The sequence below is a fragment of the Micrococcus sp. IITD107 genome, assembly GCF_041927415.1.
In the GTDB taxonomy this organism is placed as follows: domain Bacteria; phylum Actinomycetota; class Actinomycetes; order Actinomycetales; family Micrococcaceae; genus Citricoccus; species Citricoccus terreus.
Genome location: NZ_JBHFFN010000001.1, coordinates 786,348 through 801,617 on the forward strand (window position 1 = coordinate 786,348; position 15,270 = coordinate 801,617).

The following is a 15,270-nucleotide window of genomic DNA, read 5'->3' on the forward strand; positions in this document are numbered from 1 at the left end:
AGTCCACGCTCAGCTTCGCGGTGTGTGGACGGTCAGCAGCGGGACCTCTCGTTCGGCCCGTGTAGGGGATCCATGGTGTCCGATCATCTCGAAGGCGCTCTGCGTGGCCCGTCGCCCGTCGAAGAGAGCCTGCTGCTCGAACGGGGCGATCAGCACGTCACCGATGCGAGGCATCACCTGATCGGACACCCTGCCGAACCACCCAGCGGCCACGGCCTCCTCGCGCGTGAGGATCCACGAGGTCCTGCCATGCTCCGCACGCCAGCGGCTCAGAGTGGCCTCCCGTACCCGGACAGAGGCATCGGCGGCGAAGTGCAGCTGGACCAGTCGTGGTTCCCCGGCCGTGTGCTCCACGCCGTCGATCAGTCCCGGGTCCGTGGAGTAGTCGATCCGCCCGGACTCAGGGACATCCACCATGCCGTGGTCCCCCGTCACCAGCACCAGGGTGTCTGCGGGCACCTGGTGGGAGAGTCGGCGCAGGGCGGCGTCGATCTCTTCGAGGGCGTACAGCCAGTCCGGTGAGCCGGTGCCATGACGGTGTCCGGCCCGGTCGAGTTCGTTGAGGTAGAGGTAGACCAGCTTGGCCGGCCCGGTGGACAGCTCCTGCCGGGCCTGCTGGAACCGGGCATGCAGGGTGCCGCCCTCCACGAACCGCGAGCCCCGCAGTGAGGCCTCCGTCAGAGCAGAGCCACGGAACTTGGGCAGGGACACCGTGACCGCCTCAGCCTCAGTGTCGCACTCGGCGAGCTGTTCGAAGACCGTGGGGTGTGGCTGCCAGGCGAGGGGGGCGGTGGTCCGATCCCAGCCGCCGAGCTGGTTGATGACCACATTCCGCTCCGGGTCCAGGACGTCGTAGCCCACCAGCCCGTGCTGGCCCGGCTCCAAGCCGGTGCCCAGGCTGGAGAGTGAGGCGGCCGTCGTCGTGGGATAGGCGGCGCTCAGCACGAGACTGGCCTGCTGGCTCTGAGCCGACTTCAGGAACGGGGCGTGTCCTGCGAAGCGCTTCAGGTGTGCACTGCCCAGTCCGTCCACCATCACCACCGCCACCCGGCGGGACGCGGGCAGGCCTAACGCGTTGGTCCACCCGGGAAGGCCGAGGCTGGCGGCAGCCGACGGCAGGACCTGGCTCAGGCTGCGTCCACGGTAGTCCGGTCCGGCGGGTCGGTCCGGGGCGCTCACCGTCCGGACCACTCCACGGTGGATCGACGCAGGGCGCGGGCGAAGGACACGGCAGCGTCCACGGCCGCCTGTCCCTCAGCCTCGGCGGCCACGCGGAGCACGAGGTCCTCTCGTGAGCTGGTCCCCGTGTAGCCGTGGTCTGCCTCGCAGTGGGGATCCCCGCAGGCAGCCGGCCCCAGGTCGATGCGCTGGCCACCGGCCCACGTGACGGCCAGGGTCACCTCAGCCACCGGGTCACCGCGGCGGTACTGCTCGGGGCGCGGATGGACAGTGGTGGTCACCACCGAGTCGATCCTGCGCACGGGGATGACCTCGGTGGAGACCTGGGCCATCATGTGGTGGCCCCCTTCGTCCAGGGCGTGGTCGTCCAGGTGCAGGGCGGCCAGCACATCGTCGGCCAGGGCGAGCACCGTGATGTGCCGGTGGATCTCGTCGTAGTCGAAATGGGTGTCCACATGCACCAAGTGGGTGGAGACGGTGCGTCCGTCCAGGACCTCGTCCAGGGTGTCGGCCACCAGCTCGGGGTAGAACCCCGCCCGTTCCAGGGCTTCACCCAAGGTGGTGCCGCCCGCCTGGGGCCCGGATCCAGGGTTCCTGCGCAGTGGAGTCATGCCCTCCATCGTATCCGTCGGTCCACGGCGGGTGGTGTGCCGTGGACCGACTCGGCACCGGCTCAGATCAGTCCCGCATGGCCCGCCGGGCCGAGTCGGTGCGCTGGGCGGCGTTGGCCACATCGATCTCGGCAGACAGCACGGTCACACCCTGCGCTGAGGCCAGCACCGGATTGAAGCGGATGCGAGCCACCTGGGGGTGATCGTCCTTCAGCGCGGCGGTGCGCGCCAGCAGGTCCTCCAAGGCCGCCGTGTCCACGTCCGGGAGCCCACCGTGGCCGAACAGCTTCGCCGCTGCCCGGGGGGCCCGCACCATGCGCTGGATGTCCTGGTCGTTCAACGGCGGCACCCGGTGCACCCAGTCGTCGAGCAGGTCCACGGCATCCCCGGCGATGCCGAACGAGACCACCGGCCCCAGCAGCGGATCCTCCAGCGCCGTGATGGTGCAGCCCTGGCCAGACGGGGCCATGGACTGGACCTCCAGGTCAGGATTGCCGTAGGGCTCGAGCACCTGACGCATCCGCTCGACATTGCGCCGCAGCGAGTCGGCGTCCACGATGTTCAGGCGCACACCACCCAGGTCCAGACGGTGCCGCACATACGAGTCCACGGCCTTGACGGCCACCGGCCAGCCCAGCCGGTCTGCCGCGGCAACGGCCTCGTCTGCGCTGGTGAAACGCGCCGAGGGCAGCACGGAGATTCCGTAGCAGGCCAGCAGCTCCTCGGTCTCCTGGGCCGAGAGCCGCACCAGTTCGGCGCCGTCGGCCCGGCCAGCCCAGCCCTGGATCAGGTCCTCCGCCCGGCGACGGTCGATGCCGGTGGGCTCGGCGGGGACTCCTGCCTCGGCACTGCGCCAGGTGACATAGTCCACCAGCTGGCTGAGCACTCGGGCCGCCTGCTCCGGGCTGGAGAACACCGGCAGTCCTCGCTGCAGCCCCCCGGGCTGCTCAGCGGGACCGGCGCCGACCACCGTAGCGGACTGGAACGTGGGATCCAGCACGCCCGTGAAGGAGGCGAGCACCGGGATCTGCGAGTCGCGCGCCGCCTGCTCCACACAGCGGGCCAGCTCGACGGCGTCCCCCGGGTTCTGCTGCATGCCCGCCTGGGTGACCACCAGCAGGGCGTCCACGGAGGACTCGTCGCACTGGGCGACGGCGCTGCGCACCGCTCGGTCCAACGCGGCCTCGGCGTCGGAGGTGGTGTGTTCGGCGTCCATGCCCTCCACCTCCACGGTCTGCACGACCGTGAGCCCGTGCCGTTCAGCGGCATCGGCCACCACGCGGTTCAGCGCCGGGGAGTTGCCGACCACTCCGACACGGCGCCCTCGGGGCAGGGGCTGGCAGGACACCGCCTGGATCAGGTCCATCAGGGCGTCGTGGTTGTCCACCTGGATCACCCCGGTCTGCTCGAGCATCGAGTCCACGGCACCTGCCGGTGCCTGCGTGGTGCGGGTCTCGTGCCCGGGGGGAAGTCGCCGACCCATCACATCGGAGCGGGCCACCACCACCGGCTTGGTGCGCGAGAGCCGACGGGCGATGCGGGAGAACTTGCGGGGGTTGCCGAAGGACTCCAGGTAGAGGCCGACGGCGGTGGTGGAGTCGTCGTCCTCGAAGTACTGCATGGCGTCATTGCCGGAGACGTCGGCACGGTTGCCGGCCGAGATCATCGAAGAGACGCCGATCCCCCGCCGATGGGCGGCGGCGAAGAGAGTGGCGCCCACGGCGGCGGACTGCGAAAACAGCCCCACCGAACCGCGCAGGGGCAGGAACGGCGCCACGGAGGCGTTGAGCGAGACCGCAGGGTCCGTGTTGACCAGCCCGGCCGAGGCCGGTCCGATCACTCTCATGCCGTTGGCCCGCGCCTCACGCACCAGCTCACGCTGGCGGGCCAGCCCCTCTGGTCCGGCATCAGCGAATCCGGTGGTGACCACCAGCATCCCCTTGACGCCCTTGCGCGCGCAGTCCTGGATGACCTGCGGGATCTCATCCACCGGCACGGCCACCACGGCCAGCTCCACCTCACCCGGGACTTCGTCCAACGAGGCCCGGGAGATCATGCCGGCCAGTTCCAGGGCATCACGGTTGATCCCGTAGACGGGCCCGGTGAAACCGCCCTCGATCAGATTCTCCAAGAGGGCATAGCCCACCGAGCCCCATTCGCGGCTGGCTCCGATCACCGCCACCGACTCCGGTGCCAGTAGCTCGGAGACCGACTTGGCCTCAGCGCGGTGCTCACGGGACTCCATCACAGCGCGGACCTTGGCCGTGGGATCGATGGAGAACTCGACAGCGACCACTCCGTCATCGAATCGCCGCGAGATCTCGAAGCCGGACTCCTGGAACACCGAGAGCATCTTGCGGTTCTCCGGCAGCACCTCGGCGGAGAACCGGCGGATCCCGTTCTCGCGGGCGGCCACCGCCAGGTGCTCCATCAGGATCGAGCCCAGCCCCCTGCCCTGCTGGGAGTCGGCGATGTTGAAGGCCACCTCGGCCTCGAGCGGATCATCGAGCCGGTCATAACGTCCCACGCCGATGATCTCGCCACCGCGCAGGACGATCAGCGCCACCCGGTCGCGATGGTCGACCTGGGTGAACCGCTGCAGCTCCTTGGAGCTCAACGAGGACTTGTAGGTGAAGAAGCGCAGATAGATCGAGGTCTGCGACTGCTGCCGGTGCATCCGGGCGAGCTCCTCGGCGTCGTCCGGGCGGATGGGACGCAGATGCGCCGTGCTGCCGTCACGCAGCACGACATCGGCTTCCCAGTGGGCCGGATATTCAGAGGTTCGCGTGGATTCGCCCATATGATCAGCCTAGACATCTCCGCAGGCCCGTGCACGGACTGCGCGCATCCATCCTGGTCAGCACGATCAGCACGATCAGCACGAAGGACACGTCCCTCCCCCATGGCCCGCACCTCCAAGACCTCCCGCTCTCGTTCCGACGGCCCGGCTCCGCAGACGATCCCGCTGGAGCAGGAGAACATCGTGGACATCGATGTCTCCGCGGAGATGGAGGCCTCGTTCCTGGAGTACGCCTACTCGGTGATCTACTCACGGGCACTGCCGGATGCCCGGGACGGACTGAAGCCGGTCCAACGGCGCATCCTGTTCATGATGGGCCAGATGGGGCTGCGCCCGAACCGAGGCCACGTCAAGTCCGCTCGTGTGGTGGGCGAGGTGATGGGCAAGCTCCATCCTCACGGCGACTCCGCCATCTACGATGCCATGGTCCGTCTGGCCCAGTCCTTCTCCCTGCGGCTGCCACTGGTGGACGGCCACGGCAACTTCGGCTCCCTCGACGACGGCCCTGCGGCTCCGCGCTACACCGAGGCCAGGATGGCCCCGGCCGCCTTGGCGATGACCGGCAGCCTGGACGAGGACGTCGTCGACTTCGTGCCGAACTACGACAACCAGTTCATGCAGCCCTCGGTGCTGCCCGCGGCCTTCCCGAACCTGTTGGTCAACGGGGCCTCGGGGATCGCCGTGGGCATGGCCACCAACATGGCCCCGCACAACCTGCGCGAGGTGATCGCCGCCGCTCGGCATCTGCTGACCGAGCCGGAGGCCTCCCTGGAGGAGCTGATGCGCTTCGTCCCCGGACCGGATCTGCCCACGGGTGGTCGGATCGTGGGCCTGGACGGCATCCGTGACGCCTATGCCACCGGACGGGGCAGCTTCAAGATGCGGGCCACCAGCACGGTGGAGCAGGTCACGGCGCGCAAGACCGGGATTGTGGTGACCGAGCTGCCCTACGGCGTGGGGCCGGAGAAGGTGATCGAGAAGATCAAGGATGCGGTCAACGCCAAGAAGCTCACTGGGATCGCCGATGTGCTGGATTTGACCGACCGCAAGCATGGGCTGAAGCTGCAGATCGAGCTCAAGTCAGGGTTCAACCCGCAGGCGGTCCTGACCCAGCTGTACCGGTTCACTCCGTTGGAGGAGTCCTTCGGCATCAACAATGTGGCTTTGGTGGACGGCCAGCCGCGCACGCTGGGGCTCCGTGACCTGCTGACGGTCTACGTGGACCACCGGCTGGATGTGGTCCGGCGCCGCACGGTCTACCGCCTGGGACGGAAGAAGGACCGGCTGCATCTGGTCGAGGGGCTGCTGCTGGCCCTGGTGGACATCGACGAGGTCATCGAGATCATCCGCTCCTCGGACGATGCCGCGGCCGCTCGGGAACGGCTCATGGCCGTCTTCGACCTCACGGAGATCCAGGCCAATCACATCCTGGAGCTGCGACTGCGCCAGCTCACCAAGTTCTCCCGGATCGAGCTGGAGGCCGAACAGGACGAGCTGAGGAAGGCGATCGCCGAGCTCGAGGCGATCCTGGCCTCGGACGCGCTGCTGCGTCAGGTGGTCTCCGACGAGCTGGCCACCGTGGCCGACGAGCACGGAACGGACCGGCGCACCGTGCTGCTGGAGTCCGAGAACCTGGCCCCGGCCGTGGCAGCGGCCCCCGCCGCCCGGACCGCCGGATCACGCGGGACAGCCGCCGATCTGCTGGTGGCCGACACCCCGTGCTTCGTGCTGCTCTCCACCTCCAGCCAGCTGGCCCGCACCGCCGACGCCACCCCGATCCAGCCCGGCGGACGCCGGCAACGCCATGACGCCTACCGCTCGATCGTGCCCACCACCGCGCGCGGCGAGATCGGTGCACTGACCTCCTCGGGACGGATCCACCGCATCCAGGTGGTGGACGTCCCCGCCCTGCCCGATCCCTCCGCCACGCCGAACCTGACCGCCGGGGTCAAGGTGAAGGACTTCCTCACCCTGCACCGCGGTGAGACCCTCGTGGGGCTGGTCCCCCTGAACGCCGTCCTGGCGCTGGGCACCCGGCGAGGCGTGGTCAAGCGGGTCAGCCCTGACTGGCCGCTGCACCGTGACGATCTCGAGTCGATCACGCTCAAGGACGGGGACGCCGTGGTGGGTGCCGGACCCGCCGCAGAGGAGGATCAACTGGTCTTCATCACCCGCCGTGGGCAACTGCTGCGCTATGCGGCCTCGCTGGTGCGTCCTCAGGGCCGTGCCGCTGGAGGCATGGCCGGGTTGAAGGTCGCCGCTGATGATGAGGTCATCTCCTTCGCCGCTGTCCCCGCCACCGCGGTCGGTGCCGAGGCCCCGGACAGCCAGCGGGCCGTCGTCGTGACCGTGACCGAGGGTGAGCAGACGCTGCCCGGCACCGTGCCCGGATCGGTGAAGGTCACTCCCCTGGACGAGTATCCGGCGAAGGGTCGGGCCACCGGGGGCGTGCGTGCCCATCGCCTCCTCAAGGGCGAGACACAGCTGTCCCTGGCCTGGTCCGGTCCCCTGCCCGCACTCGGAGCCTCCTCCGGCGGAGTCGCCCGTGCCCTGCCGATCGAGTTCGGCGCCCGAGACGGATCGGGAGTCGGCATGGACCAGCTCATCGAGGCCGTGGGTCTGGGCTCCTCCCCCGCTCCGGAGATCTCTGACACCGACGGGTCAGACGCGCAGGACTGAGGCGGACAGGTCAAGCAGACGGTGCCGCACCCAGGTCCAGGTGGTGTGTGCCGAGTCTGATGAATCGGCGGTCGTGGGTGACCAGGACGGTCGTGACACCCTGCAGCGCCGCGGCCAGGTCCTGCATGAGCGCCTCCGCCTCGTCCTCGCCCAGGTGCGCGGTGGGCTCATCCAGGAGCACGACGTCGGCCCGGGCCAGGAGCGCTCTGGCCACCGCCACCCGCTGCCGCTGGCCCCCGGAGAGACGATGCCCCGCCGGACCCACGCGGGTGTCCAGTCCGTGGGGTGCGGCATCCAGCCAGGGCCCCAGCCCCACGGTGCGCAGCACCTGCACCATCTCCTCCTCCCCCGGGCGGTCCTGGGGGTCACGGGAGAGGGCCAGGTTCGAGCGGAGCGCGGAGTCGAAGAGCGCGGCGTCCTGGGGGCACCAGGCCACCCACTGCAGAGGATGCCGAGCACCCGCAGCAAACCGGTGGGCCGCTTCCGTGTCCGGACCGGTCCGCAGCGTGTAGGTCCCCGTGCGAGGCCGCAGGAATCCCAGCAGCACGGCCAGCAGGGTGGACTTGCCGGACCCGGACGGCCCGGTGACCACGGCCAGCTCGCCTCGCTGGGCCAGCAGGTTCGCCCCGGTGAACACATCGGCGCCGGTGCCGGGGTACCGCGCCGAGACCTGGTCCAGTTCGGCCTCGATGACGCTGAGCCCCGCGCCGTCCACCCGAACCCAGCTGCTCGCCTGGTCCGCCGAGCCGGTCGAGGTCAGGAACGGCCCGGTCTTGGCCAGCTGGCGCCGCAGCACCGCCCCCTGCTGTACCGCGGTGACGAACAGCCCCAGCGGCTCGGCCAGCGCGAGCATGAGGAACACCACGAGCGCGGTGATCGGCGCGGTGACCCCGTGCTGGATGCAGACGAGCATCGACTGCACGGCGGCCCACCCGGAGACGGCGACCACCAGCGCCTGCCCCAGTCCGGCGGCGGCAGCTGACCGGCGCAGCGGCCTGGACGCCTGCGCGTCCGCAGCGGCGAACCGCTCAGCGGCCAGTCCGGCGGCGCCGTTGGCGGCCAGATCGGTGGCGGCCGCGAACAGGGCCGATGTACGGCGCAGCACACCCGTGCGGTGGTCCACCAGCTCCCCGGACGTGCGCCGGTCGGCCAGCCAGACGGTGACCGGAATGACGGTGAACCCCACCAGCCCGGCCACCACGGCCGGCCACCACGCGGTGGGTGCCATCACGGCCACCACGCCCACGGTCACGGCCCAGCTGACCAGCGCGGCAGGCAGCGGGACGATCACCCGGGGCACCGCATCGCGCAGCTCGTCCACATCGGCGATCAGCAGGGACAGAGCACCCCCGGACCGGGTGAGCCGTCCCCACAGCGCGGCCCGGGAGCCCAGGGCATCCCAGAGACGCAGCCGCACCCGGTTGGCCCAGCCGAGCACGGCGTCGTGCGTGGCCAGCCGGTCCAGGTAGCGGAACAGCGCCCGACCGATGCCGAAGAACCGCACCATCACGATCACGGAGAGCAGGAAGAGCACCGGGGGCTGGTAGGACGCCTGCACGATCAGCCATCCGGAGAGCGCGGCGAGCAGGGCCGCCGAGAGCGTGGCGGCCACCGACCACGCCACACCGGACAGGAAGCGACGATCGGTCACCGGCAGCAGGGACAGCAGGTCCCGCCACGCCAGCCGGGCCGGGGACGGCTCAGTGTCCCGACTCGGCCGCTCTGGAGCCTCCACCGGAGTAGGTCCGTCCGATGGCGGCTCCAGGCCTGCCCGCCCGGCAGCGGTGCGCCCGGTGGCGTCCACCACCACAGCCGCCCGCCCGTGCAGCAGACGGTCATGCGAGGCCGCCACCACGATCGTCTCCAGCCGCCGACCGTCCGGCAGCCGACCGGCCGCCAGCTCCACCAGCGTGGCGCGCACCCGTGCGGCGCTGCCCGGGTCCAGATGGGCCGTGGGCTCGTCCAGCGCCACCAGCCAGCGCGGCGCTGGCCCGGCCGGACGTCGTCGGGACTCGTCTCTGGCAGAGGCCATCAGCCGGGTCAGCACCCGGGCCAGCCCGAGCCTGCGGCGTTCGCCCGGGCTCAGATCGTCTGGACGGCGTGTCAGCAGGTCCGGCAGGGCGCTGGCGGTGAGCGCGTGCCGGATGATCTCCGCCAGCTCGGCGGTCTGCGCCCCGGCCGCGCGAGCATACAGCTCCAGCTCGGCCCGCACCGTGGATTCGCTGAAGGCCGGGTGCTGCCCCAGCCAGGCCACAGGGCGGCCACGCAGTCCATACACGCTCCCGCTGAAGGCGGCGACATCATCCCGCAGCACGCCGGCCAGGGCTCCCACCAGCGTGGACTTGCCGGTGCCCGAGGCTCCCGCGAGCACGGTCAGTCCGGGCTCCAGCCTCAGGTCCAGTCCCCCTTGTCCGGCCTCAGTGGCGGCCCCGACGACGGCCGGCAGGGGTGCTCCGTCCGCGTCCCGGTAGGCGATGGTCACCTGGTGCAGGTGGATCGGTCCGACGGGGACGGAGGGCGCCTCCTCGGCTGGCTCGAGGGCGGCGAACGGGTCCGGGACCGGACGGTCAGCCTCCGCCCGTGCCCGGCGCATGGCCTCCACCCCGTCCTCGGAGGCGTGGTGCGCGGCCCCGATGTCCCGGAACGGCAGATACACCTCCGGGGCCAGGGTCAGCACCAGCAGGCCGGTGTAGAGGTCCAGCTCGCCGTAGACCAGACGGACCCCGATGAACACGGCCACCACCGCCACGGAGAGGGTGCTGATCAGCTCCAGGGCGAAGCCGGACATGAACGCGGTCCGCAGGGTGGTCATCGTGGTGGTGCGGTAGCGCTCGGAGACCTCGGCCAACGCCTGACGCTGGGTCCCGGCACGGCGCAGCCCCACCAGGACCGGCAGCCCGCGTGCCAGCTCCAGCAGGTGGTCGGAGAGCCGGTCCAGTCCGTCGGCGGCCTGCTCCACCCGGTCCTCGGTGTACCGGCCGATCAGCACCATGAACAGCGGGATCAGCGGGATCGTCAGCACCAGGATCAGTGCCGAGACCCAGTCGTGCGCCAGGATCCACACGCCCAGAGCCAGCGGCACCACGGCGGCCGTGGTCAGTGCGGGCAGGTACTGGGTGAACCAGTCATCCATGCCGTCCAGCCCGGTGCTGGCCAGCACCGCATCGGCCCCGGCCCGGTCAGCCCCGGTGCCCGCCGAGTCCAGTCGACGTCTGACCAGGGCCAGCCGCAGTTCCTCCTTGGCGCCCAGCGCCGCCCGCCGGGCCATCACCTGCTGGCCCCAGACTGCCAGGGCGCGAGCGATGACTCCGAGCGCCCCGAGGACCACGGTGAGGCTCGCCTCCGCACTGCCGGCCCAGGCGGTCAGGCCGTACCGTGCAGGGTCGAAGGCGGACGGATCCGGGCGGAACAGCAGCCCCACCAGGTTCTGACTCTGCGGTGCCGGAAGCACGGAGGCCAGGTGCGCCACGCCGCGTGCCAGACTCGTGGCCAGCAGCACCCAGCCCACGGCCTTGACGCCGGCCAGCAGGGTCAGCATGGCCACCGCCGACCGTCCTCGCCGGGAGGTGGGCAGCTCGGGTCTCATCTGGCGCTCAGACCGGGGTCACCACGTGTGACTCAGGGATGTGGGTCTCCTGCAGCCGCCTGCGGAACACCCAGTACGTCCATCCCTGATATGCCAGCACGATCGGCACGAAGATGACCGCCACCCAGGTCATCACCCCCAGCGTGTAGTCGGAGGAGGACGCGCTCTGCACGGTGAGGTTGAACGCCGGATCCAGGGTCGAGGGCAGCACGTTCGGGTACATCGCGGTGAAGATCGCCGTCACCCCGGCCGCCAGGAAGACGGCCAGGAAGATGAACGAGTATCCCTCGCGGCGGCGAGTGGCCATCACCCAGGCCACCACCATCCCGACGACGGCCACCGCCAGTGCGATCCACGGCGCCGCCTTCGGGTTCTGGACCAGGACCAGGACAGCCCACAGGGCCAGCGGGACCAGGTACAGACCCAGCCAGCGCGAGAGGTGACGGTGTGAGGCCTCGCGCGGGGCGCCGTCGGTCTTCAGTCCCAGGAAGGCCCACCCCATTGCCAGGGCGAAGCCCACCACGGCCAGTCCGCCCAGCACCGCGTAGCCGTTGAGCCAGACGAACGGTCCGCCCACGCGGTCCCCGTTGGCGTTCAGCGGCAGCCCGGTGGAGGTCAGGGCGAGCATGGCACCCACGCAGAACGCGGCCACAGCGGACCCGCCGGCCAGGCACCAGTCCCAAGTGGCACGTCCTCGCTGGGTGAGTGCCTTGCCTCGGTACTCGATCGAGACTGCACGCAGGATCAGCGCCAGCAGGGCGATGGTCAACGGGACGTAGAGCGCGGAGAACAGCGAGGCGTACCAGAGCGGGAAGGCGGCGAAGGTGGCGCCACCAGCGGTGAGCAGCCACACCTCGTTGCCGTCCCACACGGGGCCGATCGTGTTGAGCAGCACCCGGCGCTGGGATTCGTTGCGTGCCCAGACCTTCATGAGCATGCCGACGCCCAGGTCGAATCCCTCCAGCAGGAGGTATCCGGTCCAGAGCACGGCGATCAGGATGAACCACAGGGTGGGGAGGACGTCCATGTCGGTGACCTGTCTCTCTGTCTCTCACGTGTTCTCGGGCTGCCGGGTCAGTAGGCGAACGCGAGGACATCGGAGTCCTCTCGTCGGCCGCTGCCGCCAGGTCCGTCGTGGTGGTCGTCGGAGTGCTCGTCTGCGGTGAGCTCCGGCATGCCCGCGGGCACGCCACCCTTGACGTACCGCGTGAGCAGGATGACCTCCACCACCATCAGCACGGCGTAGATCAGCGTCAGGGCCACCAGGGAGAACAGGATCTCCCCACCGGAGACGCCCGGGGAGACGGCGGCCGCCGTGTACATCCACACCTGGTCGATGCCCGTGGGATCGGGGTTGGGCACCACCACGAAGGGCTGACGTCCCATCTCGGTGAAGATCCAGCCGGCGGCGTTGGCGCCGAACGGGGCCAGGATGCCGAACACCGCCAAGCGCATCAGGGGCCGGCTGGCCGGAACGGTGCCCTTGCGGGTGACCCACAAGGCGATCGCCGCGGCCAGGGCGGCCAGACCGCCGAAGGTGATCATGATGCGGAAGCCCCAGTAGGTCACCTCCATCACCGGCAGGTAGTCGATCTCCATGCCTGCCCGCTCTCCGTACATCGGGTCGTCGGGCAGGTGGGTGCCGTACATCTCCTGGTACTCCGGGATCAGGGTGTTCACACCCTTCACGTCCGTGGTGAAGTCGTTGTGCGCCAGGAACGAGAGCAGTCCGGGCACCTCGAACACGCCCACCACGTCATCGCAGGTGGTGGCACCCTCGGTGCGCGGATTGGCCACGGAGAGAATGGAGAACGCGGTGCCGTCGTGACAGGCCGCCTCAGCGGCGGCCATCTTCATCGGCTGCTGCTGGATCATCAGCTGTGCCTGGGCATGGCCGCTGAAGGCGGTCCCCAGGAAGCCGACGACCGCCACCCAGGCGCCCCACCGCAGGGAGGTGATCCAGACCGCATGGTCCTTCTCATCGCGTCCCTTGGATCCGGTGGTGCCCACCGTGACGGTGCCGTCAGCGGCGACGGTGTCGATCCCGTCCGTCCGTCGCTTCCACAAGTGGTACCAGGAGATGCCGAGCAGGAAGGCTCCCGCCACGGACACGGCGCCGAAGATGGTGTGGGGGAAGTGCACGATCAGCGTGTTGTTGGTCAGCACGGCCCAGATGTCCGTCATCACCGGGCGGCCATCCACCATCTCCACTCCCACCGGATGCTGCATCCAGGAGTTGGCGGCCAGGATGAAGTAGGCGGAGAAGACCGAGCCGATCACAGCCGCCCAGAGCGCCGCCAGGTGGATCCGAGGGTTGATCCTGTTCCAGCCGAAGATCCAGATGCCCAGGAAGACGGACTCCAGGAAGAAGGCGATCAGCGCCTCCATGGCCAGCGGAGCACCGAACACATCACCGACGAACCGGGAGTATTCGGACCAGGCCATCCCGAACTGGAACTCCTGGACGATGCCCGTGGCCACGCCCATGATGAAGTTGATCAGGAAGAGCTTGCCCCAGAACTTGGTCATCCGCAGGTACTGCTCCTGACCGGTGCGGTGCCACTTCGTCTGCATGTAGACGAGCACCATGCCCAGGCCGATGGTCAACGGGACCATCATGAAGTGATAGACGGTGGTGATGCCGAACTGCCACCGGGCGATGTCCAAAGGATCCACAGTGGATGCCCTCTTTCCGCAGGGCTGCCCGGACGCGCACGGGCAGCAACCAATGAGACGGCGGCGGGCCAGGGCAGACCGGACCCGATCGCCCTGTCCAGGGCGGTGCGAGGCCGGCTGGGGAACAGCTCTGTTCCGCCGGATGACTCCAGCGTAGCCCCGTTTTCTACGTCCTGTAGAATCCGAGTCGCCCCCCTGCGGTGAACGTGAGTGAGATCACCGCAGCCGGGGCGTCGCACACCGTTGAAGACCGTGATCCCGGCCGTGAGGCACCGCCTCCGCCGGATGTCGAAGGGGGCACCATGGGACTGGGCGAGCTGGAACGCTCGGTGATGGATCTGCTGTGGGATCGCAGCGTGTCCCTGACCGCCACCGAAGTGCGGGACGCGCTGGCCGAGCACGGCGCGCAGACCGCCAGGCCGCTGGCTGTGACCACCGTCCTCACCGTCCTCTCCCGTCTGGAGAAGAAGGGTCTCGTCCGGCGCGAGGGAGATCGGCGACCTCATCGGTATGCACCCCTGGCCAGCCGTGAGGAGCACACGGCCGGCCTGCTCCATGAGGTCCTGGGGTCAGCTCCGGACCGAGAGGCCGTCCTGGCACGGTTCATCGGTGGCATCAGTGCCGATGAGACCGCCGCGCTGCGCCGCCTGCTCTCGCGCTGACCAGGACCTCAGTCGAGCGGGGCCCACCCACCTAGACTGAGCCGATGACCGCCCTGATCCTGGCCGTGCTCGCGCTGCTGCTGGCCTGGCCGGTGCCCGTGCTGCTGGGCAGGGCTCGTTGGGTGCGCCGGGCGCCCGCAACCGCCATGGTGCTCTGGCAGGCCGTGGCGCTGGCCGGCGGGCTGGCGATGATCGGAACGCCGTTGGCCTGGGGGCTGGCCCCGTACGGCAGCAGCCTGCAGACGGCGGTGCCCAGTGCCGTCCAGGCACTGGTCACCGGAGACTGGCTCCACCGACTCGGCACGGACGATCTGGCACCGGCCCGGATCGCCGCCGTGACGCTGGCGCTCGTGCTGACCGCTCACCTGCTGCTGACCCTGGGCGTGACCGGCGTGCGCACCCTGACGGAGCGCCGCCGACACCGCCAGCTGGTCGACCTGCTCGCCGCCCCAGGACGTCCACGTCGGCTCGATGGGCTCATCGGCGGCTCCCCCACGAGAGTGCTTCCCCACCAGACCCCGGTGGCGTACTGCCTGCCTGGCCTCACCGGCGCGGTGACCGTGGTCTCCCATGGCCTGCTGGAGCAGCTGACCGCGGATGAGGTCCGCGCGGTGGTGGCCCACGAACGGGCGCATGTGCGCCAGCGGCACGACCTGCTTCGGCTGGCCTTCGAGGCCTGGCATCGGGCCTTTCCCTGGTTGCCCACCACACAGGTCGCCCGGCGCGCCGTGAGTGGCCTGACGGAGATGCTCGCCGACGACTCTGCCCTGCGGGAGCATCGCCGCGAGGTGCTCGTCTCGGCCCTGGCTCGAACCGGTACGGAACCCCCGCCGACCACCGACACCGATGCCGCCGCATCATCGGCCGCCTCCGTGCCGATCACCCTGCGTCTCTATCGTCTCCTCTCCCCCGTCGACCCCCTTCCCGCCTGGCAGCGGTTCGGTGTCGTCCTGGCGGCCGGCACCCTGGCGTTGCTGCCGCCGATCGTGCTCCTGAGCCCCTGAGCCACTCCGAACGCGCTGCACTCTGGGAGATTCGCTAGGCTGGATCTTCGGCGGTCGTGACCGCCGTCCCCCC

At 70.0% G+C, this 15,270-nt stretch carries 9 protein-coding genes; 3 read left to right on the plus strand and 6 right to left on the minus strand.

Going from position 1 to position 15,270, the window contains the following annotated elements; genetic code table 11:
* Positions 1-9: 9 nt before the first annotated feature.
* From ACEXHE_RS03730 to ACEXHE_RS03740, 3 genes are all read right to left on the minus strand, one after another.
* The gene (locus ACEXHE_RS03730; RefSeq protein ID WP_374784741.1) at positions 10-1,179 is read right to left on the minus strand and encodes an alkaline phosphatase family protein; all 1,170 of its coding nucleotides are present in this window, start codon (positions 1,177-1,179) and stop codon (positions 10-12) included.
* Positions 1,176-1,790, minus strand: a complete 615-nt coding sequence (locus tag ACEXHE_RS03735) for a DUF5998 family protein (RefSeq protein ID WP_091696700.1) — start codon at positions 1,788-1,790, stop codon at positions 1,176-1,178. Before ACEXHE_RS03735 ends, ACEXHE_RS03730 begins: the two co-directional genes overlap by 4 nt.
* A 67-nt stretch (positions 1,791-1,857) precedes the next feature.
* On the minus strand, positions 1,858-4,590 hold the full coding sequence (locus tag ACEXHE_RS03740) for a GNAT family N-acetyltransferase (protein ID WP_374784742.1): 2,733 nt from the start codon (positions 4,588-4,590) through the stop codon (positions 1,858-1,860).
* 102 nt (positions 4,591-4,692) lie between these two features.
* Here ACEXHE_RS03740 and ACEXHE_RS03745 point away from each other — a divergent pair, with 102 nt between their 5' ends.
* Positions 4,693-7,269 (plus strand): DNA topoisomerase (ATP-hydrolyzing) subunit A, encoded by a 2,577-nt coding sequence (locus tag ACEXHE_RS03745; RefSeq protein WP_374784743.1) that lies wholly within the window; start codon positions 4,693-4,695, stop codon positions 7,267-7,269.
* 10 nt (positions 7,270-7,279) lie between these two features.
* Here the strand turns inward: ACEXHE_RS03745 and cydC are convergent, their stop codons facing one another.
* Genes cydC through ACEXHE_RS03760 form a run of 3 tightly spaced genes read right to left on the minus strand, consistent with a single transcriptional unit; the run spans position 7,280 to position 13,531 of the window.
* The gene (gene cydC, locus ACEXHE_RS03750) at positions 7,280-10,807 is read right to left on the minus strand and encodes a thiol reductant ABC exporter subunit CydC (RefSeq protein ID WP_374784855.1); all 3,528 of its coding nucleotides are present in this window, start codon (positions 10,805-10,807) and stop codon (positions 7,280-7,282) included.
* Between the two features lie 55 nt (positions 10,808-10,862).
* On the minus strand, positions 10,863-11,882 hold the full coding sequence (cydB, locus tag ACEXHE_RS03755) for a cytochrome d ubiquinol oxidase subunit II (protein ID WP_091696352.1): 1,020 nt from the start codon (positions 11,880-11,882) through the stop codon (positions 10,863-10,865).
* 47 nt (positions 11,883-11,929) lie between these two features.
* A complete protein-coding gene (locus tag ACEXHE_RS03760) occupies positions 11,930-13,531 on the minus strand; it encodes a cytochrome ubiquinol oxidase subunit I (RefSeq protein ID WP_374784744.1) in 1,602 nt (533 codons plus the stop codon).
* A 302-nt stretch (positions 13,532-13,833) separates the two neighbouring features.
* Here ACEXHE_RS03760 and ACEXHE_RS03765 point away from each other — a divergent pair, with 302 nt between their 5' ends.
* Positions 13,834-14,193: a BlaI/MecI/CopY family transcriptional regulator gene (locus tag ACEXHE_RS03765; protein ID WP_374784856.1), complete on the plus strand. Its 360-nt coding sequence runs from the start codon at positions 13,834-13,836 to the stop codon at positions 14,191-14,193.
* Positions 14,194-14,237: 44 nt separating this feature from the next.
* Positions 14,238-15,197, plus strand: coding sequence for a M56 family metallopeptidase (locus ACEXHE_RS03770; RefSeq protein ID WP_374784745.1), 960 nt, complete (start codon positions 14,238-14,240; stop codon positions 15,195-15,197).
* The last annotated feature ends 73 nt before the right edge of the window (positions 15,198-15,270 follow it).

Bases quoted from the DNA above. Each gene is read 5' to 3' on its own strand.
- ACEXHE_RS03740 (WP_374784742.1), bottom strand. From the start codon at position 4,590: ATGGGCGAATCCACGCGAACCTCTGAATATCCGGCCCACTGGGAAGCC.
- cydB (WP_091696352.1), bottom strand. From the start codon at position 11,882: ATGGACGTCCTCCCCACCCTGTGGTTCATCCTGATCGCCGTGCTCTGG.
- ACEXHE_RS03765 (WP_374784856.1), top strand. From the start codon at position 13,834: ATGGGACTGGGCGAGCTGGAACGCTCGGTGATGGATCTGCTGTGGGAT.
- ACEXHE_RS03770 (WP_374784745.1), top strand. From the start codon at position 14,238: ATGACCGCCCTGATCCTGGCCGTGCTCGCGCTGCTGCTGGCCTGGCCG.
- ACEXHE_RS03745 (WP_374784743.1), top strand. From the start codon at position 4,693: ATGGCCCGCACCTCCAAGACCTCCCGCTCTCGTTCCGACGGCCCGGCT.
- ACEXHE_RS03735 (WP_091696700.1), bottom strand. From the start codon at position 1,790: ATGACTCCACTGCGCAGGAACCCTGGATCCGGGCCCCAGGCGGGCGGC.
- cydC (WP_374784855.1), bottom strand. From the start codon at position 10,807: ATGCTGACCCTGCTGGCCGGCGTCAAGGCCGTGGGCTGGGTGCTGCTG.